The organism is Rhodococcus sp. 14-2470-1a (assembly GCF_002259425.1).
Taxonomy (GTDB): domain Bacteria; phylum Actinomycetota; class Actinomycetes; order Mycobacteriales; family Mycobacteriaceae; genus Rhodococcoides; species Rhodococcoides fascians_E.
On record NZ_NPFZ01000032.1, the window covers coordinates 233,211 to 254,914 of the forward strand.

A 21,704-nucleotide genomic window follows, 5' to 3' on the forward strand; every position below is an offset into this window, starting at 1 on the left:
CGGCGACAACTCCGCCTATGTTACTCGGCGGTAGCTCGGGCGGTGGCACCGCCGCTCACCAGTAGATTCTGGCATCGGCGGATAAGTTCCGAGCGGAGAGGGGCAGCCCTGTCCATCAGTCGAGTCTGCGCACGCACGTACTCCGCTCGTCCTGACGGGGTTTCGATCTCGATGGCGTCGACGCCGTAATCCGACAGATCGTAGGGACTTGCACGCATATCGACGGTTCGTGCGTCCAGTGCGAGCTCGAAGCAGTCCGTGACCAGGGCCGAGTTCACGAGGGGTGACAGCTTGTAGCTCCACTTGTACAGATCCATGCTGGCGTGGACGCACCCCGGCTGTTCACGGTCCACTCTGCCGCTCGGCTCGAGGCGCAACATGTTGCGAGGTACCGCGTCGTCGGTGAAGAAGCGAAAAGCGTCGTAATGCGTGCACCGAAGGTTCATTTTCTCCACGACGCTGTCGGTACCCGCGTGACCGAGGCGCAGTGGAACCGTTCCGTGCCGGAGGGCGGCTTCGCCGCCCCGGTAGACCATCGCCCACTCGTGCAGGCCGAAACACCCCAGGTTCGGTGGGCGAGTAGTCGTCGCGGACAGAAGGCCGTGCGTGAACTCGACCGCGGACAGCCTGCGCTCGAGCAGTGACTCGCGTACCCGATAGCCTCCGCTCGGCGCCGGTTCATAGGCTGCGAACTGGGCATATTCGTCGGCTCTCGGCCCGGTCAGCGTGACGCCGTAACCGGGACTCCATCGCTTCAGGTGTCCCGGCTTGAAGCTGTAGTACGTGAACAGAAAGTCGAGGACCGGGTGGTACGCACCCTCCGCGCGCTGCACCAGATAATCGCCGATCAGGTGCTCGACGCGCGCGAAATGCATCTCCCTCGACGCCGTCCACTCCGCCTCTCGCAACTCCGATGTCATGGTCGCCGAAGGACTCCACCGGGGGCAGGACCCGCGATCCGGTGAGTGCCGTCTCGAACGGTACCGACGAACTCCTCGACCAAATCCTCCAGTGCGACGATCCCGATGGTCGAGCCAGTCGAATCGTGCACGACACCCAAGTGGCTACGCGTCCGCCGCAGACGCGTCAGCGCATCGTCGAGCGTCGTGTCCGACGAGACCACAGGCAGGGGGCGCACCTCGGAACGCGGAATCACCGACTCGGGGCCTGCCGCGTCGTCGACCATGTATTCCAGAACGTCCTTCAGGTGCAGGTATCCCACCAGCGAACCGTCGGGAGCCTGCACCGGATACCGCGAGAATCCCGTAGCGGTCACTGCTTCCTCCACGGAACCGAGCGTCGGTCCGGCTGCCCTGTCCGATACCGCGAGACGCACACTACGTACCTGCGCAGACGGAATGAGAACATCCGCGACGGTCCGGCCCGACGTGTCCAGAGCCTGCGTCAGACGCCGATGCTCTTCTTCGTCGATGAGACCTTCCGATCGCGACTCGCCGATCATCTGCGACAACTCGTCCGCGGAGACCGAGGAATCGAGCTCGTCCTTGGGCTCGATCCTCAGCGCACGCAGCGTCAGGTTGGCGCACACGTTGTAGAACGAGATCAACGGCTTGGCCAACTTGATGAACATGAGATGGATCGGCACCAGAATCATCGCAGTCCGCTCCGGACCAGCAATGGCGATGTTTTTCGGAACCATCTCACCGATGAGAATGTGCAACACCACCACGAGACCGAGCGCGATGGTGAACGAGATGGGATGAAGGAAGGCGTCGGGAATGCCGACCCACTCCATCGGTTTCTCGAACAGGTGCGCAACCGCCGGCTCACCGACCCTACCCAGCAGAATCGAGCAGATGGTGATGCCGAGCTGGGCGGCAGCCAACATCAGCGACAGGTTCTGGCCCGCCTCGATGACCGACTTCGCCCGTTTCTTGCCCTGTGCGAGAAGGGATTCCAGACGATCGCGGCGCGCCGAGATCAGCGAGAACTCGGCACCGACGAAGAACGCATTGCCGGCGAGCAGAAAGACGGCGAGCAGAACAGCCAATACGTCACCCACGGATTCTCGCCTCCTTGCCCACCGTCGCGATACGTTCGGCGTCTACCGGCTGGAGCAGAATTCGGTCGATACGCCGACCGTCCATGCGCGTGACCTTCGCGATCCAACCACCGTCCGACTCCGACGGCTCCTCGAACGGACCAGCAGGAAGGACGGTGGTGTCTCCCTCGGTGGGGATCCGCCCGAGTCGGGTCAGTACGAGTCCGCCGATGGTCTCGTACTCCCCTTCAGGGGCGCGATAACCGGTGGCCGTAGCTACCTCGTCGATGCGCAGCAGCCCGGAACAGATCCAACTGTCACCCACCCGCTGCACGTCGACTTCCGGTTCGTCGTGCTCGTCGCGGACGTCTCCGACGATTTCCTCGATGAGGTCTTCCATCGTCACCATCCCGGCGGTTCCGCCGTACTCGTCGACGACCAGGGCAACCTGCATTCCGTCCGCCCGCACCCGTTCCATCACGGTGTCCCCGTCGAGACTCGAAGGCACGACCGGCACGTCCTGAGCCAGGTCGGCGAGTCGGGTAGTGCGGCGGTGTGCGCTCCCGACAGCGAATGCATGCTTGATGTGAACCACTCCGACCGTGTCGTCCAAGTCGCCGTCGACGACGGGAAAGCGCGAAAAGCCGGTACGCGCGGCGGTTTCGATCAAGTCGAACGCAGTGTCCGACACCGACAACGACTCCACCTTCACCCGGGGAGTCATCAATTCCTCGGCTGTGCGCTCGCCGAACTGCAACGACCTGTCCACCAGGCGGGCCGTTCCCTCGTCCAGCGCTCCGAGTTGTGCCGACGTGCGTACGAGCGAGCCGAGCTCGCGCGGCGAACGCGCCGACCTCAACTCCTCGGCAGGTTCGATGCCCAGTCGCCGAACCAGCCAGTTCGCCGACCCGTTCAGACTCTTGATGGCCCATCGAAAGACCGCCGAGAACCCTGACATCGCTCCGGCGGTCGCACGGGCAGTCGCCATGGGCAGTGCTATGGCGATGTTCTTCGGTACGAGCTCACCGAAGATCATCGAGAACGACGTGGCGATCAACAAGGCTGCCGCCAGAGACACCGCAGAGGCGACGGTGTCGGAGGCACCGACCGCCGTCGCCAACGGAACGAAGAATCCCGCGAGGATCGGCTCGGCCAGATACCCGGTGATCAGCGTCGTGATCGTGATGCCCAGTTGTGCACCGGACAGCTGGAAGGACAACGTCTTGTGCGCACGCTGGACCTGCCGGGCGCGCATGTCACCGAGATCGGCGGCCGCCGAATCGACTGCACTTCGCTCCAGCGCGGTCAGCGAGAATTCCGCTGCCACGAAGAGCGCTGTGCCGGCGGTCAACGCCACGAAGCCGAGTAGGCCGAGAATGCTGATCGCAATCTCCACCGGTCATCGCCGCCGGAGTTGGGAGAGGCGCATCGCGCCGTGAGTTTCGCCGGGTCGTTCACCCGGCTCGATAGAGGAGCCCTCCGAAGTGGAGCCCTCGTCGTTGGACTCGCCCTGAGCGGTCACAACAGTGCTGATAACGGGTGCCTCGGGCACCTTGGTCCTTTCTCTCGCTTCCCCCAGCCCGCCTCGAGCGGACACTGTGCGGAGGAAGTCCGCGTATTGCCGAAGCCCTGATCTTAACGGTTTCCCGCCGAGAACACGGCTCGGGCAGCGCCCGCGGACAGCCTCGACACGTTCACCAGCCGGTCGGGATACTCACCAACCTGTCGGCAATGGCCTTCCCTCGGCGAAACCTGCAGCCGACTGCACCCCGAGCACGGCGCGGTCGTGCAACTCGGAAAGGTTACGAGCACCCGCGTACGTGCAGGTACTGCGCACACCAGCGCAGATGTGGTCGATCAGATCCTCGACCCCGGGGCGGTCCGGGTCCAAGCGCATCCTCGAACTGGAGATCCCCTCCTCGAACAAGCCCTTTCGTGCACGGTCGAACGCACTGTCGGTGGCCGTCCGTGCAGCAACCGCACGCTTGGACGCCATTCCGAAACTCTCCTTGTAGGCGCGACCCGACGAATCGGTACGCAGATCACCGGGAGACTCGTACGTTCCGGCGAACCACGACCCGATCATGACGTTCGCAGCACCCGCAGCCAGCGCAAGAGCCACGTCGCGGGGGTGCCGCACGCCGCCGTCGGCCCAGACCGATCCACCGAGATCAGCTGCCGCCGCGGAGCATTCCGCAACAGCGGAGAACTGAGGTCGACCCACACCCGTCATCATCCGGGTGGTGCACATCGCGCCAGGTCCGACGCCGACCTTCACGATGTCCGCTCCGGCTCCGATCAGATCGCGAGTGCCTTCGGCGGACACGACGTTGCCCGCAGCCAGAGGAACACCGAGGTCGAGCGCGGAGATCGCAGCCAACGCGTCCAGCATCTTCTCCTGATGACCGTGCGCAGTGTCGATGACCAGAACGTCGGCCCCGGCCTCGACGAGTGCACGCGCCTTCGCGGTGACGTCACCGTTGATGCCGACCGCTGCGGCGATACGCAACCGATTGTTCGTGTCGACGGCAGGCGCATAGATCCCCGCGCGCACCGCGCCTGTCTTCGTGAGCACACCGGCGAGAGTCCCGTCCGGATTCACCAGCACGGCAAGGTTCTCGTGGGCGGCCTCGAGGGCATCGAACACCTCACGCGGCGACGCATCTGCCGGTGCCGTCACGAAATCCGTTGCCGCAACGGACTGCACGCGAGAAAAGCGGTCCACATCGGTGCAGGACGCCTCGGTGACGACACCGATAGGACGTCCCTCCTCCGTGATGACGACGGCGCCGTGAGCGCGCTTGTGTACGAGAGCGAGTGCGTCGGACACCGAGGCGTCGGGCGCCAGCACTACCGGGGTGTCCGCGACGAGATCGCGGCTCTTGACGAAGGCAACTGTGTCCGCGACTGCCTCGATGGGCAGATCCTGAGGTAGGACAGTGATCCCACCGCGTCGCGCAACGGTCTCGGCCATCCGCCGACCGGACACCGCGGTCATGTTCGACACGACGATCGGAATGGTGGTACCCGTGCCGTCGGAGGTCGAGAGATCGACATCGAAACGGGAGGTGACATCCGTTCGGTTCGGGACGAAGAACACGTCGTCGTACGTCAGGTCGTATGGGGGCCGGTGGCCATCGAGAAACTGCACGTTGCGCCAGCTTACCTGTCAGGCGCCGGTTACGCTCTCGGCCAGTTGGGCCTGCGACCGAGACAGCGCGATCGTCGCGACGATCATGACCAGGACCGAGCAGCCGATGATCACCAAAGCGCCGGGGTCGTCGCGAACGCGCTCGTCGAGCACGGTGATTCCCAGGAACGCCGCCCCGAACGGTTCTCCGATGGTCACAGCGGGGAGGGACGCGGAGAGCGGACCAGCTTGGAACGCAACCTGCTGAAGGTAGAAACCCAGAACGCCGCACCCGACGAGTGCGTACGTCTGCCACGCGGTGATGGCAGAAACGATGTCTTTCTCCACGAGGTCGGTCACGAACTTGGTGAACGCCACCGCCACTCCGAACAGAAGCCCACCGGCGGCGCCGAGCAACAGCGCTCGGTATCCGGGGTTGTGCAGGACGAATCCGGCCACCGCGAACACCGATATCACGACCGTCGTCACCAGCAGCGGAACCAGCCAGTCGGCGAACGGTGCATTGGAGTGGCCTTCGGTCGGATCACCGACGACGATGAAGACCGCAAGTGCGAGCGCCAGAGAAATCGCCAGCAGCCACGTCGATCGGGTCATCTTGAAGCCGGAGAACTTCGCGGACAAGGGGAGTGCGAAGAGCAGCATGGACACGACCAACGGCTGGACGATAAGCACACTTCCCACCCACAACGCGGCGACCTGAACCGCATAGCCACCGACGTCGCCGACAACCCCTGCCCACCACCGCGGGCTTCGGAGGAGCGTCGACATCAAGGATCGGCCTTCCGGGACCGCGGCCGCGGCGCTCTGTTGCGCCACCGAAGCGCACGCGAACAGCATCGCCGCGACGAGCGCGAGTGCCACGGTCAATACCGGAAACCCGTTCATCGGCGTCCGCTACGACGCCCGGCCACGCCTCGGCGTGACGCACGCGAAGATCCGGGCGTTCGGCCGGGGCGCGACCTGCCGGGCGCAGCGGTGCTCGTTCCGGTCGCAGTCGCCGGAAACGGGTCGGTGACCGGTCGCCCGGGGGGTCGCCGCGCGCCGACGACGGACACGAGAACCGGATCGTGTTCGGTCACAGCCACGAAGTGCGCGTCGATGCCTGCCGCGGTAGCCGCGGCCACGGCAGCAGGCACCTGGGACTCGGTCGCCAACGTCACCACGACCCCCGAGGCGCCGGCTCGTGCTGTTCTGCCGGCGCGATGGGTGTACTCCTTCGCATCGGCGGGTGGATCGACGTGGACGACGACCGAGACGGAATCGACATGGATTCCCCGTGCCATCACATCCGTTGCAACCAGGACCGGGACATGTCCAGCCTCGAACGACGCCAGCGTTCGGATGCGATTGGCCTGCGATTTGTCGCCGTGTAGGCCGGCTGCGTTCACCCCCACCGAACGCAGTGACTCGGTCAGGCGATCGACCGCGAACTTGGTTCGGACGAACAGCATGGTCCGTCCGTCTCGCGAAGCGATGGACGCCACCACGGACTCCTTCTCCGATCCGACGACACGGAAGAAATGGTGTCGCGCTGTGCGCTCCGCGATCGGGAGCACGTCGACGGTGTGCGTGACCGGAGAACGGAGATATCGACGGATCAGGTCGTCGACGTCGCCGTCGAGGGTGGCCGAGAACAACATTCGCTGACCCGTCGAGTCGGTACGATCCAGCACCGAGACGACTTGGGGCAGGAATCCCAGATCCGCCATCCTGTCGGCCTCGTCGACCACGGAAATCGTCACCGAACTCAGATCGACGAAGCCTCGGGCAGCCAGATCGTCCAGACGCCCGGGTGTCGCCACCACGACATCCACACCTCGAGCGAGGCGCTCCGCCTGACGCCGGACGGGAACGCCACCCACGACAGCCGCGACTCGCACCCCCAAGGCCAGAGCAGCCTCGTCGAGAGCCTTCTCGATCTGGAGCGCCAATTCTCGCGTCGGAGCCAGTATCACCGACCGCGGACGGGAGGGTCGGCTACTGCCTCCGCTCAGCCGTTGAAGCAGCGGCAACCCGAACGCCAAGGTCTTACCCGACCCGGTCGGGGCACGCCCGAGAATGTCCGAGCCGGCCAACGCATCTTGTACCACCGCCGCCTGAATCGGAAACGGTGACTCGACACCGCTCCTTCGGAGAGCGTGTACCACGACAGGTTTCAGCCCCAGGTCTGCAAATGTCGAGTGGTGGTCGGGCATAGCGGAACAGTACCGCTCCTCATCCACCCGGCCGAGGGACATTCCCATCCGTTCCTCGCGCCGACCGAACCTCGTCGGTGTCGGCGTTTCTGTCGGACCTCTGCGTCATCATCTACCCGCTCGAACGTGAGTTCGAACACGACGGGGCTACACGACTTCAGGGGGCAGCATGTGCGGGATGTGCAACGGGCAGTCGATCGACGACTACGTCGACTCGGTGGAGACCTTGATCGGGCGATACGGGTGGGCGCTGCAATACGTGTCGTCCAGCGCCGCCACCGCCCTGGACGGTGAATTCGGGAACAGCGGCCACACCGACGACGACTACGCCGGTGACGGGATGGTCGATCCTGCGTTCTGCTACACGGTGGGACTTGCCGGCATGGGCCACCCCGAGATCGTGATGACGGGTCGGTCACCGGGTGAGTCGGCAGCAGTGCTCAACGTACTCGCTCGTCGAATTCAATTCGGAGGGCAGCACTTCGAGGCAGGCCAGTACTGCACCGCCGGCGGGTTCGAGGTGTCGTTCGTCGACGTCGCCTATCCGGAGGAGTGGCTTCTGATGTGCCGACGTCTCTATCCCGACGGCGCGCTACGCGCCGTACAGGCTGTCTGGCGGGATCACTACGGCAATCTGCCATGGGAAGGGGAGTACCCCTCGACGATCGTGCAACCGATACTCGGTCCGCCGCCGGGGTGGTAGTGGCGATGGAGGCGAACAGCGCCGCTCACGACGGCGACGATCGTGGTACACCGGACCGCCCACGGTTCGGTGCACCACGATCGGAACGCCTACGCGTCAGGCTTGGACTTCGCTGCGGTCACCGCTCCAGCGAGTGTGGAACTTGCCTTCTGCATCGACGCGCTCATAGGTGTGGGCGCCGAAGAAGTCACGCTGTCCCTGCGTCAGAGCAGCGGGTAGACGCTCTGCACGAAGCGCGTCGTAGTACGCGAGCGAGGAAGCGAACGCCGGGACCGGAATCCCGAGCGAGGCTGCCGTGACGACAACGCGTCGCCAACTGTCGATCGCGTTCTCGATGGCTTCACGGAAGTACGGCGCGAGGATAAGACTCGGCAGCTCGGCATTGTCGTCGTACGCATCCTTGATCCGATCGAGGAATCGAGCGCGAATGATGCAACCGCCGCGCCAGATGGTGGCGAGGTCGCCCGGGTGAAGGTTCCAGTCGTACTCGGTACTGCCGGCTGCGATCTGGTCGAAGCCCTGCGCGTACGCGACGATCTTGGATGCGTACAGAGCACGAGAGATGTCGTGGGTGAACTGCTCCGCGTCGGTGGGCTTGGCTGCGAGTTCACCGGACGCGAGACCGACAGCTGCTTTGCGCTGCCCACGCGATCCCGAGAGTGCGCGGGCGAACACAGCCTCGGCAATGCCGGTCACGGGAACGCCCAGATCCAGGGCGGCCTTGACCGTCCAGCGACCGGTGCCCTTCTGCTCGGCTGCATCGACGATGACGTCGACGAGCGGCTTGCCCGTCTTGGCGTCGACCTGGTTCAGCACCTCGGCCGTGATCTCGACGAGGTAGCTCTCGAGGTCGCCCTTGTTCCATTCCGTGAAAACATCCGCGATCTGCTCAGGCGTGTAGTCCAGAGCATCGCGGAACAAGTTGTAGGCCTCACCGATCAACTGCATGTCGGCGTACTCGATACCGTTGTGCACCATCTTGACGAAGTGACCCGAACCGTCGGGGCCGATGTGCGTGCAGCACGGCGTTCCGTCGACCTGAGCAGCAATCGACTCCAGCAACGGGCCGAGTGCCTTGTACGAGTCCACGGGTCCACCGGGCATGATCGACGGGCCGTTGAGTGCACCTTCTTCACCACCGGAGATTCCCGCTCCGACGAACAGCAGGCCGCGCTTCTTCAGCGCAGCTTCACGGCGAATCGTGTCCGTGTACAGAGCGTTTCCACCATCGATGATGATGTCGCCCTCTTCCATCGCTCCGGCGAGCTCCTCGATCACCGCGTCGGTTGCGTCACCGGCTTTGACCATGATGAGAACCCGACGCGGCTTCTGCAGTGCCGCGACGAACTCCTCGATGGTCTCGGTGCGAACGAAGTTGCCGTCGCTGCCGTGCTCGGCAAGAAGAGCATCCGTCTTGGCGATGCTGCGGTTGTGAAGGGCAACGGTATGACCGTTGCGCGCGAAGTTGCGGGCGATGTTCGAACCCATCACGGCAAGTCCGGTGACACCGATCTGGGCGAGGTCTGACGATTCCACTCCTGAAGTCATGGGTACAGCTTTCCCTGCGACGCCCGGCAATGGAAGTTGGGGGCGATATCCGTGGTGCGAGTGTCGTCACCCCGGACACCGTTCGAACCGAAACGCAGGAGGGCGCCGCCACGAGAATCGTGACAGCGCCCTCCGGCGTCGGAATGCGTTACTCGTCAGTAACTTTGGGGCCGATCAGCGATTGCGAGCGGGCCCGTCGAAACCTTCGTACTCGCGGCGGTCGGTGCGACTCCGAAAACCACCGGACCGCGGAGCGTCGTGCACTGCGTTGGTACGGGGGCGGTCGCCCTGGTAGCCGCCGGTGCGAGGGCGGTCGCCTTGGTAGCCGCCGGTGCGAGGGCGGTCGCCTTGGTAGCCGCCGGTGCGAGGGCGGTCGCCTTGGTAGCCGCCGGTGCGGGGACGGTCGCCTTGGTAGCCGCCGGTGCGAGGGCGGTCGCCTTGGTAGCCGCCGGTGCGGGGACGGTCGCCTTGGTAGCCGCCGGTGCGGGGACGGTCGCCTTGGTAGCCGCCGGTGCGAGGGCGGTCGCCTTGGTAGCCGCCGGTGCGGGGACGGCTGTCGCGGCGGTCACGGGGAGCGGAGCTCACCGCGCGCAGCGGCTCGCCGGACGGCTTCTGCGCTCCCGTGATGCGAGCGAGTTCGTCGGATCCGGGTGACACGTTCACCGAAGTCGACTTCACGCCTGCCATGCCGGTCAGACGCTGAATCTGACGACGTTGGTTGGGCAGGACGATTGCGACGACTGTGCCCTTCTCTCCCGCGCGGGCGGTACGCCCGGCGCGGTGAAGGTAGTCCTTGTGGTCTGCGGGCGGGTCCACATGTACGACGAGGTCGATTCCGTCCACATGGATTCCGCGTGCAGCGACATCGGTAGCGACGAGCACAGGTGTGCGCCCGCTCTTGAAGCGTTCGAGGACCCGCGTGCGCTGGTTCTGAGCCTTGCCGCCGTGCAGGGACTCGGCTGCGATGCCGAGTGCACGAAGGCGGTCGGTGATTCCGTCGCAACCGAGCTTGGTACGAGCGAACATGATGGTGCGACCTTCGCGGGCGCCGATCTCAGATAGGACGATGTCCTTCTGGCCGCGATCGACCATGAGCATGTAGTGCTCCATGGTGCGGACGCTTGCCTTGCCGTCCTGAGTGGAGTGCTCGACGTGGTCGGGCAGGAACTGACGGACGAGTGACTGCACTTCGCGATCGAGCGTGGCGGAGAACAGCAGGCGCTGGCCGTCCGACGGAGTGTCGGCGAGGACTGCGCGCACCTCGGGCAGGAAGCCCATGTCGGCCATCTGGTCTGCTTCGTCGAGAGCGGTGATCTCGATGGAATCGAGGATGCATGTGCTCTGACGGAGGTGATCTGCGAGGCGTCCCGGGGTCGCGACGAGTACGTCGACGCCACGGCGAAGTTGTTCTACCTGCTTGTTGAACGGCATGCCGCCGACGGCTGCACGGACCGTGAGGCCCAGCGCGCCTGCGTAGGGAGTCATGGACTCGACAACCTGGAAAGCGAGTTCGCGCGTCGGTACGAGAACGAGCGAACGGGGACGCTTGGCTGCGGGCCTGTCGGTGTGGCGAGCGAGCCTGGCCAGGATGGGAAGGCCGAAGGCGAGTGTTTTGCCCGAGCCGGTCTGAGCCCGGCCGAGGACGTTCTTGCCGGCGATTGCGTCCGGGAGTGCCATTGCCTGGATGGGCGAGGGCACGGTGATGGAGTTGCGCGCCAAGGCGGCTACCACAGGTTCGGGTAGGCCGAGTTCGGCGAAGGTGACCACGGCGGGATCGCTCGTGGCGTCCGACGCGTCGGGGGTGGATGTACTAGTCGAAACAGCGTGAGTCACGCAGTTGAACCTCTCCGGTTTACGGGCGCGCCAAGAAGCACAAGCTGGGAGAACGCCCACGGAAAGAGGGCACAAACAACAGCTGGAACAAATATCTGACGAGCCAGGGCACTGTCACCTGGCCATCCGTGCGCTGAATCGAATGCGCAGAGTGGGGCTGTTTGTGCCTTTTCGAGTTGCTCGGCCGCAATGGCGACCGATGATCGAGTCTACAAGACAAGTGTTCGATTCGCCGATTCGAACGACTGTGAGCTGGCCGACCCCTCAGGAATGACGCATGAGACGGCTGAGTTCTTCCAGCCAGGGCATGGCGACGAAGATCGTGGGTACGACCAGAATGACCGCAGCTGCGGCATACGCGGCCACCGACGTTCTGACATCCGTCCTGGGTCCGTTGAGGCGCTTCACTCGAATGAGAGTGCTCGGCCCGCCGGCCGCCATCGCGCCGCGCGGCGCTGTGGAACCGGCACACGTGACGAGCGCTCGGGCGAGGGGAGTGGGTCCGGTGACTTTCACGGCCGAATCGTCCGCGAGAAGTTCGACGAGAAGCTGCACGCTGCCGAGTGCGGACTTGCTACGCACGATCCGCGGGAACGCCTCGTTGACTGCGGTGAACGCCTCGAGTACCAGGTCGTGCCGTGATCGGAGGTGCGACCGTTCGTGGCTGAGGATCGCTTTCACTTCGGCACGGCTGAGATTGGTCAGTACCCCTTCGCTGAGGACGACTCTCTGCCTGAGACCGGGAAGGCAGTAGGCAATGGGCTCGACGGCGTCGAGAACACGAACATCGGCATCTCGGATTCCGGGAAACGGCCGCTCGTCGTCGCTTCCGCGGTCCAGCAAGTCGACGAGCATGCGGTGACGGGCACGCCGCCGCCTGGTCTTCACCGCAACCTGGACGATGGAAAACATCAGTTTCGCGCCGATTCCGAGAGTGATCGCCAGCACCACCACGTACAGAATCCACAGCGGGAGGCCCAGCGCTTCTATTTCGTCGGTGGGCGCCGTCGTCGGCCGACCGTCCGGGCCTGGAACCAGCAACAGTCCACCGATGGCGAGGCCGGAGCTGAAGGCGGAGAACACGGCGGCGACGGCGATTGCCTGCCACAGCACAAGGGCCGCCCGCGGGGCCCGATAGGGCCACGTGGCTTTGCTCAGGAATGCGGGAATCGGACCCGTCAGCAACAGGGCGAGAACCGCGAAGACCAGTGCTGTGGTGGAGTTCATTTCCTCACTAACCGAGGGCAGGAATCAATTCGTGTTGCGATCTTCGATCGTGGGCGATTCCGATTGTGCCACTTCCAGTGCGGCGAGTGCTTCGCGGAGGGCCGCGGCCTCGTCTGCGCCTACCTGCCCGACGAAGTGAACGAGGGCGGCCGCGCGCCCACCGGACTCGGGGGCCTGCGACAAGGCGTCGACCATGAGGCTTGCAACCAGTTCGTCCCGCCCGTGCAGGGGTATGTAACGGTGCGCGCGGTCGTCTCGCTGCTGGACGACAAGTTGCTTCTTCGCCAGACGTTGAAGAACCGTCATGACGGTGGTGTAGGCGAGTTCACGATGAGTCGCGAGCGCCTCGTGGACCTGCCGCACGGTTTGCGGTTCCGATGAATCCCACAAATGATCCATCACTGCACGCTCGAGTTCGCCTAGACCTGCCATTCGTCCGAGTCTACGGCTAGTCCGACACAAATGCGTACTACTGCCGGTAGTAAGGTCGCCCTGGGCGTGTGGGATGCGTCATATCCGACGTTCCGCCCACCCGGAGGATGACTTTCCGGTGGACTTCGATCGCGTTCACCGAACCGCATCCACTCTGTGTTTATTCTGCAGTCATGAACTGGTTCGTGTCAGCTTCGCTCGTCGACGACACGACGTCTTGGATCACCCTCGCTCTGGGTGCACTCGGCGCCCTGTGGCTGATCGTCAGCCGAACGAAGTGGTACGTCCGCCGAGCACTTCCAATCTGTCTACTCGTTGCGGCCCTCGTCGCAGTGGCGCTCTATTACGTCGTCGAGAAGGTGTGGCGACCGTTCCCCGATCCGATCGAGATCCCGATCTACGTGTGGATCGGGGTGGGACTCGCGGCTCTGTTCGCGGTCGTCCCGCGCGCCGTCGCATCCAGTGGGCTGATCGGCAGGATCGTGTCGGTGGTTGCTGCCGTTCTGGTGGTGGCGGCCGCCGCCGCGCAGGTGAACCTCGTGTTCGCCGCCTACCCGACGGTGGGAACGTTGCTCGGTCTGGAGCAATCGGATCGTGTCGATCTGAGCAACGTGCCAGGAACCCAATCGAATCCGGTCACCGGCGATCCACTGGACGCTTCGTGGACGGCGCCCGCATCCATGCCGTCGCAAGGGCGGTTGACGTCGGCGACGATCCCCGGGACGGTGTCCGGATTCTCGGCGAGACCCGCACAGATCTACCTGCCCCCGGCCTACTTCGCAGATCCACGCCCTCTTCTGCCCACCATGGTGCTGATGGCAGGCCAGCCGGGGGAGCCGGAGGATTGGTTGAACGGCGGACAGCTCGCGAGCACGATGGACGCATTCGCCGCCGATCATTCCGGTCTGGCGCCGGTGGTGGTCGTCGCCGACGCCACGGGCTCGACACTGGCCAACCCGTTGTGCGTCGACTCGCCTCTCGGAAACGTCGACACGTATCTCGCAACGGACGTTCCGAACTGGATCGGATCGACGCTCCAGGTGAATCCGGATCCGCGCAGTCGCGTCATCGGAGGACTGTCCTACGGCGGGACTTGTTCCATTCAGGTGGCGACCAACCACCCCGACGTCTACCCGACCTTCCTCGACCTGTCCGGTCAGGCCGAGCCGACTCTCGGTGACCGCGGCCGCACCGTCGCCGAGGCGTTCGGCGGGAACGAGGCCGCGTTCGTCGCCGTGAACCCGATGGATCTCCTGAAGACCCGACAGTTCCCGCAGTCGGGGGGAGCATTCGTCGTCGGTGCCGACGACAACGACTACAAACCCGGCCAGAAGGCGATGTACGAGGCCGCGAAAGCCGCAGGCATGGACGTGGTGTATCTCGAAGTGCCGGGGGGACACAGCTTCGCCGTGTGGTCCGAAGGACTGAAGCAAGAACTGCCCTGGCTGATGCAGAGAGTAGGACTCATCTCGTGAACGACATCATCGACGACGCTCAGGCGACCGAACCGTCGGGACCGTCCGGACCGTCGTGGACGGCGAAGCGGAAAGAGCGACTGTCCGCGGCGTGGCGCGGATTCAGCAGGCAGGCCGTTCGGCTGGCCTCGCTGATCGGCTTCGGAATCAAGGGAGCACCGGTCAGTCTGGGTTTGCTCGTCGTGGTGCTCGCGCTCGGTGTGATCGCAGCCGTTGTCGGCGGAAACACGGTGCACCACGCCCTGGCTCTCGGGATCATGCCGGTCGAGGAATGGAAACTGTGGACGGTACTCACCGCCGGTCTGTTCGCCCCGGGAATCTTCGGTTACGTGGTGTTCGTGGTTGCGGTGTTCGTCGCGGCCGCGCCGATCGAGCGCCGGATCGGCGCGGCGAAGTTCGCCCTCGCGGCCGTCTGCACCCAGGTGCTCGGTGCCGTGTTCGGCCTCGGGATCGCGGCGCTGGCGAAGACGTTCGACGCGGACTGGGGTTTCCGGTTGCACGTCGGGACGGCAGTGGGACCGACGACGTGGATCGTCGGAGTTCTGATGGTGGCGAGCGCTCGCATGGACACGTTGTGGCGGCGACGGATACGCGTCGGGCTTCTGGCTCTGTTGATCACGTCGGCACTGTTCAGCGGGCACCTTCAAGATGTGGTGCGACTTGCCGCGGCGGTCGTCGGACTCGTGCTCGGACCGGCGATCGTCGGGCGGTCGGCTCGCGGGCCGCGTCTGGCGGGCACACAGCGTGAAGGCCGCGTCCTGGTGGCGTTGGTCGTCGCCGCCAGCGCGCTCGGTCCCGTACTGGCTGCGCTGAGCCCGGACGCGGTCGGGCCGTTCGCAGTGCTGCGGGACGTCGTCAGCGGAGTGCCGTACACGCCGGCAGAGGTCCGGGAAATCTGCGCCGATTCGGCAACCGACCCCGAGTGCCGCACCGGCCTCCTCGAGCTGAGACTCGGTGGTGTCGGTCCGACGATCCTGTCGTTGATGCCCTCGATCTTTCTGCTGTTCCTCGCCGATGGACTCCGACGAGGCCGTAAGTTCGCGTGGGGTGCCGCGGTGGTGGCGCAAGTGGTGTTGCTGATCGTGTCCGTCGCGAACTACGCCATCCGGTTCATCGACGCAGGTGACGACGAGTCGGTGTTCTACGGGCTGGAGTCGCCGACCGCGTATCGCACCATCGTGCCGTTTCTGCTTCCGCTGGCAATTCTCGTCGTTCTGGCGCTCACGCGGAAGTACTTCGATGTCCGCGCACCGCGCGGGACCTATCGAAAGTTCACGATCTCGGTGCTGGGTACTGCGGTGATTCTGTGGGTTCTGTACGTGCTGTTGGGGTTCGTCGGACGCGGTGGTTTCGATCAGAAGGCATCCTTCCTCGGCTTGATCGCGGACTTCCCGCAGCGTCTGGTGCCGCCGGTGTATCTGCAGTGGCTCGAACCGAGATTGCTTCCGGACAGCATTTTCACCACGTTGCTGTTCGAATGGACCGGGGTCATCTTCTGGGTGTCGTTGTGCGTGTTCGTGCTCTCGACGTTCCTTACCCCTGTCTCACGCGCGGACAGCGCCGCTGCCGAACGTGCACGCGCCCTGCTGACGACCAGTTCCGGGAGCGCGCTGTCGTGGATGACGCTGTGGAAGGGAAATTCCTACTGGTTCTCCGCCGACGGATCCAGTTTCGTTGCCTACCGGGTTATCTCGGGTGTGGCGCTGACGACAGGTGATCCGGTGGGACCGCGCGGGGAACTCCGATCGGCGGTGGTCGACTTCGCGGAGTTCGCATCGAAGAACGGGTGGATCCCGTGCTTCTACTCGGTGACACCGGACGTTCGTGCCATCACGGACAGCATCGGCTGGGGCGGCATCCAGGTGGGGGAGGAGACTGTCCTCGATCTCGCGGATCTGGCCTTCACCGGCAAGAGATTTCAGGACGTCCGTACCGCGCTGAACCGGGCGAAGAAGGTGGGAATCGAGGCCGAGTGGATCAGCTTCCCCGACGCACCGCTTGCCATCACGGATCAGATCACAGCGATCTCCGAGGAGTGGGTGGCGGACAAGGGGATGCCCGAGATGGGGTTCACGCTCGGTGGTCTCGAGGAGGTGGACGATCGAGAGGTGCGCTGCCTCGTCGCTGTCGACGAACACCGGACCGTCCACGGAATCACGTCGTGGATGCCCGTGTACGAGGACGGCGTCGTCGTCGGTTGGACTCTCGATTTCATGCGGAGGCGGTCGGAAGGTTTCAGACCGACGATGGAGTTCTTGATCGCATCCGCTGCAATTATGTTGAAGGAGGAGGGCGTTCGATTCCTCAGCTTGTCCGGTGCGCCGCTCGCGAAGGTGAGCGACGGCAGTGCGTCGGATGCACCGTCGGATGAGGAAGTCACCTTCTACACGCTGCTCGATCGACTTCTCGACGTGCTGGGCAAGACGCTCGAACCCGTCTACGGGTTCAGGTCGCTGCTGGCCTTCAAGTCGAAGTTCCAGCCGCGGTACGAGCCGATGCACATGACATTCGCCGACCCGGCCGCGTTGCCGAGTATCGGCAATGCGATCGGACGGGCCTATCTCCCGGATGTGTCCCTCGGCCAGGGTTACCGGTTGGTGCGCACGATGATCGAACGTTAGGCGTCCGGCTCGGCGGATGCAGCCGCGGTCTTGGTCGGACCTCCGACCGCTCCGTACACGTGGCGCGTTCCTATGGGGACGATCAGGGGGCGATCGGAGACCGGGTCCTCGATGACGCTCGCCTCGAGACCGAACACGTCCATCAGAAGTTTCTCGGAGATGATGTCCTGAGGCTTTCCGGACTCGACGATTTTGCCCTGCGACATGACGATCAGCTGGTCGCTGTAGCGTACGGCGAGGTTGAGGTCGTGCAGCACCATGATGACGGTGCGGCCCATCTCCTCGTGCAGACGATCCACCAGGTCGAGAACCTCGACGGAATGTGCGAGGTCGAGGTAGGTCGTGGGCTCGTCGAGCAGCAGGATATCGGTGCCTTGCGCGAGCGCCATCGAAATCCATGCTCGCTGGCGTTGACCGCCGGACAACTCGTCGACCGGCCGGTCCGCCAGGTCTCCGACGCCGGTCAGTTCGAGCGCGTTGGCGACCTCGGACTCGTCGTCGGACGACCACTGCCGCACCCAGGACTGGTGCGGGTGTCGGCCGCGGGACACCAGATCGCCGACGGTCAGTCCTTCAGGCGCAGTCGGTGCTTGCGGCAACATGCCGAGGACACGGGCGACGTCCTTCGTGCGCATCGACGAGATCGCTTTGCCGTCGAGTACGACTTTGCCCGCTTTCGGCTTCAGCAGTCGTCCGAGGGAGCGGAGGAGGGTGCTCTTGCCGCAGCCGTTGGGTCCGATGACCGTGGTGATCACGCCGGTGTGCACGTCGAGATCGAGGTTCTCGACGATGATCCGGTCTCCGTAGCCGAGCGTGAGATCTTCGGCGACGAGGCGGGAGGGTTCGGTTGTGGTCATGCGGAGACCTTTCGGTTACTGCGGACGAGCAGGTAGAGGAGGAACGGCCCGCCGAGCGCGGAGGTCACGATTCCGACAGGCAACTCGACCGGAAGGATCGTGCGGGCGATCAGATCGCTGCCGACGACGAGCAAGCCGCCCATCAACCCGGACGCGATGATCGGCGGGCCGGGCGTGCGCAGAATGCGCAGTGCAATCTGAGGTGCCGCCAACGCCACGAATCCGATGGGACCGGCAGCGGCGGTAGCGATGGCCGCGAGCGCCACCGACGCCAGGAGCAGCGTGGCCTGACCCGACTGGAGGCGCACACCGAGCGAGCGGGCGTTGTCGTCGCCGAGTCGGAGGGCGCCGAGTGTGAACGTGGAGATGATGGTGATGCCGCCGATCAGCACCAGTGCACACAGAACCGGCCAGACCTTGCTCCAGTCGGCACCGTTCAAGGACCCGTTGAGCCACAACTGGGCACGGGAGACGTCGTTGATGTCCGCACTGATCAGCAGCCAGCCGATGGCCGCGGTGAGCATCGCGTTGATGGCGATACCGACGAGGATGAGCCGGAATCCTTCGACGCCACGCTTCCATGCCAGCGTGTAGATGAGCACCGCTGTCAGGACACCACCGACGAGCGCTGCCAGCGGAAGGCCGACGGTAGCCAGGATGCCGACGAACGTGCCGCCGCCACCGAGAACGATGAGTGCTACTGCGGCCGCGCTCGCACCGGCGGTGATGCCCAGAATGTCCGGGCTGGCGAGTGAGTTGCGCGAGATCGACTGGGTCACGGCGCCGGAGATGCCCAGAGCCATTCCCACCAGAAGTCCGGTGAGTGAACGAGGCAGCCGAAGGTCCATCACGATGAACCTGTCGATGCGAGAACCGCCCCCGAACAGCACTTCTGTCACCTGAGGTATGGACAGCGGAAAGTCGCCGCGGCCGATGTTGATGCAGACGACCAGGAACAGCGCCGCGAGCATCACGAGGTTGACGAGAACCATGAGGGGACGCCGAACCAGAGACAGCGGCCCGAGCCGGAACGGCGGACGTGACGGGACCGTACGGACCGCGTCGGGTCCGGCAGCGCCGTTCGCCGACGCGTTCTTGGTCAAGGACGAGGTCACAGGCTTGCCAACTTCCGACGACGAACGAGAGCGATGAAGAACGGAGCGCCGAAGAGGGCGAGCACGATCCCGACCTGCAGTTCTCCGGGGCGAACCACGACGCGGCCGATGACGTCGGCGATCATCAGCATGACGCCTCCCATGAGTCCGGCGTACGGAACCAGCCATCGATAGTCCGGGCCGGTGACCACCCGCGCGACGTGCGGCACGACCAGGCCGATGAAGGCGATCGGACCGCACGCGGCGGTGGCGGCACCGGTGAGCAGGGTGATGGCGATGATCCCGACTGTGCGGGTGAGCGCGATGTTGGTGCCCAGGGAGCGAGCGACGTCCTCACCGAGACTCATCACGTTGAGGCCGGGCGTGCTGGCGAGCGCGATGAGAACTCCGACGACGAGGAACGGCAGTACCTGCCAGAGGACGTCGAGCCCTCGACCGGCGACCGAGCCCACCGACCAGAAGCGGTAGCCGTCGAGACTTGTCTGATCCAACAGGACGATGGCATTGGTCATCGCGGACAGGAAGAACGCCACGCCCGCGCCGGCGAGCGCGAGATTGAGTGGACTGGCTTTGCCGTTTCCGGCGGAGGACAGACCGAACACCACCACACTGGCGATGGCCGAGCCGGCGAAAGCGAACCACAGGTACTGGCTGGGCGAGTTGAAGCGGAAAAGGTAGATCGACAGGACGACGAGGAACGCTGCACCGGCATTGAGTCCGAGCAGACCCGCGTCGGCGAGTGGGTTTCGGGTGTGGCCCTGGATGAGTGCGCCTGCGATGCCGAGCGCGATTCCCACCACGAGCGCGAGGAGTGTGCGCGGTATCCGCAGACTGCGCACGATGATGTCGGTGTCGGTTCCCGTCGAACTCCACAAGGCGTGGCCGATTTCAGCGAACGTCAGCGGGCGCGCTCCGATCGCGATGCTCGCGAGGATCGCGGCGGCGAGAGCAACCGCCAGGATCACGAGGCCGAGGATGCGTCGTTTGCGGATGCCCGCAACGGAATTGTCGCGTGCTATCGGCTCGAACAGTTCGTCGGCGGCTGTCTTCTCGCGAACTACCTCGGTACCGCTTCGCCCGATGCCGAATTGCCGCAGCATGGCCCGGCGCACGCCGAGCGCGTTGCCATCGGCACCATCCCGAACGATCAGGTTCGTCCAGCGCTTGCCGGTGCTCTGGCCGTCCTTGCCTTCCCGATATCCCTGATTCCACAGGAGGAGGCCGACTGCAACCGCGACTGCAATTGCACCGAAGACGAACCGGTCCGCTTGACCACCACCGTTGTCGTCACGGAGCGAGTCGACGATCGACCATCCGATACCCAACGGAAGAAGCACAATCGCGAGATCGACGATCGTCGCGGCGATGCGCGGAGCCCATGGCGCCGGCCCGCGGGGAATCTCTTCCTTGGCGAAATCGTCGTCCGGGGCGGGGTGAGTGTTTCCCGAACCCAGCAATGGTGCCGTCGTCACTGTGTTCGTGACTCCTCACTGTGGTTGATGGATCAAGCGTTAGGTTACGGAACCCTTGTTCATTCTGCGCGTCCAGGTAAGGCAAGCCAAGCCGAATGGGGTGACATGTCGTACATTGCGCAGCCTTCTCGTCGAATCTGCACTTGGTTAGGCTAACCTACCTAAAGCAACGCAACGAAGATCGACCGTCACGAGAGGAGTGTTCCGGTGTCACTTGCAACAGCTGCGTCCGATGCCTGGGCCGATGTGCACCGTTCGTACGAACACAACGGAGGGGGCAGCCCCCTGGCGCGGTCGTGCACGCGCCTTCGGGCGCTCAATCCCGACTACCCGCGCATGTACGCAGTCGCCGCGATGGCCACCGAAGGCAAGCGGCGGTGGTGGCACCTCGCGACCGGACTCGAGGACGGCCGGGTCGACTCGATGCTCGGCAGATCGCTGGAGGATCTCGGCTCGATGGAGGCTGCGGCCCATCAGGTCGCGACGGCGCTGGTGCACGCGGTCGTCGGGCGCGTCGCCGCGCTGGTGGTACTCGAGGGTCGAGCGTGGGACCCCGGAATCGACAACCTCTGGATTCACATGGACAGCGACGGCGGTATCGACTGGGCGGGCGTGGGGTCACCGAATTTGCGCGTGCTGCCGGACGACCCGCTCGAGTCGACGCCCGGCACGGTTACTCTCCCGTGCGAGGAAGCGCTGCTCGTGTGGACCGCGCACCGTTGCATCACCTCGCTGACTGCAGTTCTGAGGTCCATCTCCGCCAGGGCGCCGTTCGACGCGTCCACGTTCTGGAGCCTCGTCGGCGATTCGATCCTCGGTGCCTCGACGTACATTCCGGTGCTTGCGAACACCTTTGCTTCCGACAGTGCGCGGCGTGGGCAGGCATTGCTCGACGCGTTCGTCGCCGCGGGCGCACCGGTCCGCGCCCGGCCCTGGCCACGTACGCGACTACGTGCCTCCTAGCCCTTGCTAATTCAGGTAAGGCTAGCCTACAGTTCTGGGTGAACCACCGGACCGCGCCGGAGTCCTGAGGGCTGCAGAGACTCCCGGTCCTTGCCACGGCGGGCCTCACA

The 21,704-nt window shown here is 64.8% G+C and carries 17 protein-coding genes; 4 read left to right on the plus strand and 13 right to left on the minus strand.

From position 1 onward, the window contains the following. Window positions 1-20 precede the first annotated feature (20 nt). The 6 genes from CH292_RS22050 to CH292_RS22075 form a co-directional block, all read right to left on the minus strand. Window positions 21-920, minus strand: coding sequence for a 3-methyladenine DNA glycosylase (locus CH292_RS22050; RefSeq protein ID WP_094655745.1), 900 nt, complete (start codon window positions 918-920; stop codon window positions 21-23). Further along, window positions 917-2,023, minus strand: coding sequence for a hemolysin family protein (locus CH292_RS22055; protein ID WP_037142184.1), 1,107 nt, complete (start codon window positions 2,021-2,023; stop codon window positions 917-919). The genes CH292_RS22050 and CH292_RS22055 overlap by 4 nt, the downstream gene beginning before the upstream one ends. Continuing rightward, on the minus strand, window positions 2,016-3,398 hold the full coding sequence (locus CH292_RS22060) for a hemolysin family protein (protein ID WP_094655746.1): 1,383 nt from the start codon (window positions 3,396-3,398) through the stop codon (window positions 2,016-2,018). The genes CH292_RS22055 and CH292_RS22060 overlap by 8 nt, the downstream gene beginning before the upstream one ends. A 318-nt stretch (window positions 3,399-3,716) precedes the next feature. Further along, the gene (locus tag CH292_RS22065) at window positions 3,717-5,153 is read right to left on the minus strand and encodes a GuaB1 family IMP dehydrogenase-related protein (protein ID WP_094655747.1); all 1,437 of its coding nucleotides are present in this window, start codon (window positions 5,151-5,153) and stop codon (window positions 3,717-3,719) included. An 18-nt stretch (window positions 5,154-5,171) separates the two neighbouring features. Further along, window positions 5,172-6,038: a DMT family transporter gene (locus CH292_RS22070; protein WP_094628228.1), complete on the minus strand. Its 867-nt coding sequence runs from the start codon at window positions 6,036-6,038 to the stop codon at window positions 5,172-5,174. Then, window positions 6,035-7,348: a DEAD/DEAH box helicase gene (locus CH292_RS22075; protein WP_037161774.1), complete on the minus strand. Its 1,314-nt coding sequence runs from the start codon at window positions 7,346-7,348 to the stop codon at window positions 6,035-6,037. Before CH292_RS22075 ends, CH292_RS22070 begins: the two co-directional genes overlap by 4 nt. 178 nt (window positions 7,349-7,526) lie before the next feature. Between CH292_RS22075 and CH292_RS22080 the strand changes: the two genes are divergently transcribed. Next, window positions 7,527-8,051, plus strand: a complete 525-nt coding sequence (locus tag CH292_RS22080; protein ID WP_230594195.1) for a DUF4262 domain-containing protein — start codon at window positions 7,527-7,529, stop codon at window positions 8,049-8,051. A gap of 96 nt (window positions 8,052-8,147) precedes the next feature. Here CH292_RS22080 and gndA read toward each other — a convergent pair whose 3' ends face one another. The 4 genes from gndA to CH292_RS22100 form a co-directional block, all read right to left on the minus strand. Beyond that, window positions 8,148-9,599 (minus strand): NADP-dependent phosphogluconate dehydrogenase, encoded by a 1,452-nt coding sequence (gndA, locus tag CH292_RS22085; RefSeq protein ID WP_094655748.1) that lies wholly within the window; start codon window positions 9,597-9,599, stop codon window positions 8,148-8,150. Window positions 9,600-9,773: 174 nt separating this feature from the next. After that, window positions 9,774-11,432 (minus strand): DEAD/DEAH box helicase, encoded by a 1,659-nt coding sequence (locus CH292_RS22090; RefSeq protein ID WP_373454694.1) that lies wholly within the window; start codon window positions 11,430-11,432, stop codon window positions 9,774-9,776. Window positions 11,433-11,696: 264 nt separating this feature from the next. Continuing rightward, window positions 11,697-12,659: a M56 family metallopeptidase gene (locus tag CH292_RS22095; protein ID WP_033188817.1), complete on the minus strand. Its 963-nt coding sequence runs from the start codon at window positions 12,657-12,659 to the stop codon at window positions 11,697-11,699. 24 nt (window positions 12,660-12,683) lie between these two features. Next, window positions 12,684-13,091, minus strand: a complete 408-nt coding sequence (locus tag CH292_RS22100) for a BlaI/MecI/CopY family transcriptional regulator (protein ID WP_094655750.1) — start codon at window positions 13,089-13,091, stop codon at window positions 12,684-12,686. A gap of 173 nt (window positions 13,092-13,264) precedes the next feature. On the opposite strand from CH292_RS22100, the gene CH292_RS22105 reads away from it, so the two are divergent. After that, window positions 13,265-14,566, plus strand: coding sequence for an esterase family protein (locus CH292_RS22105; protein WP_094655751.1), 1,302 nt, complete (start codon window positions 13,265-13,267; stop codon window positions 14,564-14,566). Beyond that, entirely contained in the window at window positions 14,563-17,187 is a 2,625-nt protein-coding gene (locus CH292_RS22110) for a bifunctional lysylphosphatidylglycerol flippase/synthetase MprF (RefSeq protein ID WP_094655752.1), read from the plus strand. The genes CH292_RS22105 and CH292_RS22110 overlap by 4 nt, the downstream gene beginning before the upstream one ends. On the opposite strand, the gene CH292_RS22115 is transcribed toward CH292_RS22110, so the two are convergent. The 3 genes from CH292_RS22115 to CH292_RS22125 all read right to left on the minus strand — a co-directional run bounded on the left by CH292_RS22115 (window position 17,184) and on the right by CH292_RS22125 (window position 20,631). Beyond that, window positions 17,184-18,044, minus strand: a complete 861-nt coding sequence (locus CH292_RS22115) for an ABC transporter ATP-binding protein (protein WP_020113193.1) — start codon at window positions 18,042-18,044, stop codon at window positions 17,184-17,186. The two genes, CH292_RS22110 and CH292_RS22115, sit on opposite strands and share 4 nt — an antisense overlap. Continuing rightward, on the minus strand, window positions 18,041-19,036 hold the full coding sequence (locus CH292_RS22120) for an iron chelate uptake ABC transporter family permease subunit (RefSeq protein ID WP_230594197.1): 996 nt from the start codon (window positions 19,034-19,036) through the stop codon (window positions 18,041-18,043). Before CH292_RS22120 ends, CH292_RS22115 begins: the two co-directional genes overlap by 4 nt. A 119-nt stretch (window positions 19,037-19,155) precedes the next feature. Then, entirely contained in the window at window positions 19,156-20,631 is a 1,476-nt protein-coding gene (locus CH292_RS22125) for an iron chelate uptake ABC transporter family permease subunit (protein ID WP_080738324.1), read from the minus strand. Window positions 20,632-20,877: 246 nt separating this feature from the next. Here CH292_RS22125 and CH292_RS22130 point away from each other — a divergent pair, with 246 nt between their 5' ends. Next, on the plus strand, window positions 20,878-21,594 hold the full coding sequence (locus tag CH292_RS22130) for a hypothetical protein (protein WP_230595725.1): 717 nt from the start codon (window positions 20,878-20,880) through the stop codon (window positions 21,592-21,594). Window positions 21,595-21,704: the final 110 nt, after the last annotated feature.

Coding starts and splice junctions, on each gene's coding strand:
- CH292_RS22105 (WP_094655751.1), top strand. CDS start 13,265: ATGAACTGGTTCGTGTCAGCTTCGCTCGTCGACGACACGACGTCTTGG.
- CH292_RS22080 (WP_230594195.1), top strand. CDS start 7,527: ATGTGCAACGGGCAGTCGATCGACGACTACGTCGACTCGGTGGAGACC.
- CH292_RS22100 (WP_094655750.1), bottom strand. CDS start 13,091: ATGGCAGGTCTAGGCGAACTCGAGCGTGCAGTGATGGATCATTTGTGG.
- gndA (WP_094655748.1), bottom strand. CDS start 9,599: ATGACTTCAGGAGTGGAATCGTCAGACCTCGCCCAGATCGGTGTCACC.
- CH292_RS22050 (WP_094655745.1), bottom strand. CDS start 920: ATGACATCGGAGTTGCGAGAGGCGGAGTGGACGGCGTCGAGGGAGATG.
- CH292_RS22120 (WP_230594197.1), bottom strand. CDS start 19,036: ATGGTTCTCGTCAACCTCGTGATGCTCGCGGCGCTGTTCCTGGTCGTC.
- CH292_RS22070 (WP_094628228.1), bottom strand. CDS start 6,038: ATGAACGGGTTTCCGGTATTGACCGTGGCACTCGCGCTCGTCGCGGCG.
- CH292_RS22095 (WP_033188817.1), bottom strand. CDS start 12,659: ATGAACTCCACCACAGCACTGGTCTTCGCGGTTCTCGCCCTGTTGCTG.
- CH292_RS22075 (WP_037161774.1), bottom strand. CDS start 7,348: ATGCCCGACCACCACTCGACATTTGCAGACCTGGGGCTGAAACCTGTC.
- CH292_RS22115 (WP_020113193.1), bottom strand. CDS start 18,044: ATGACCACAACCGAACCCTCCCGCCTCGTCGCCGAAGATCTCACGCTC.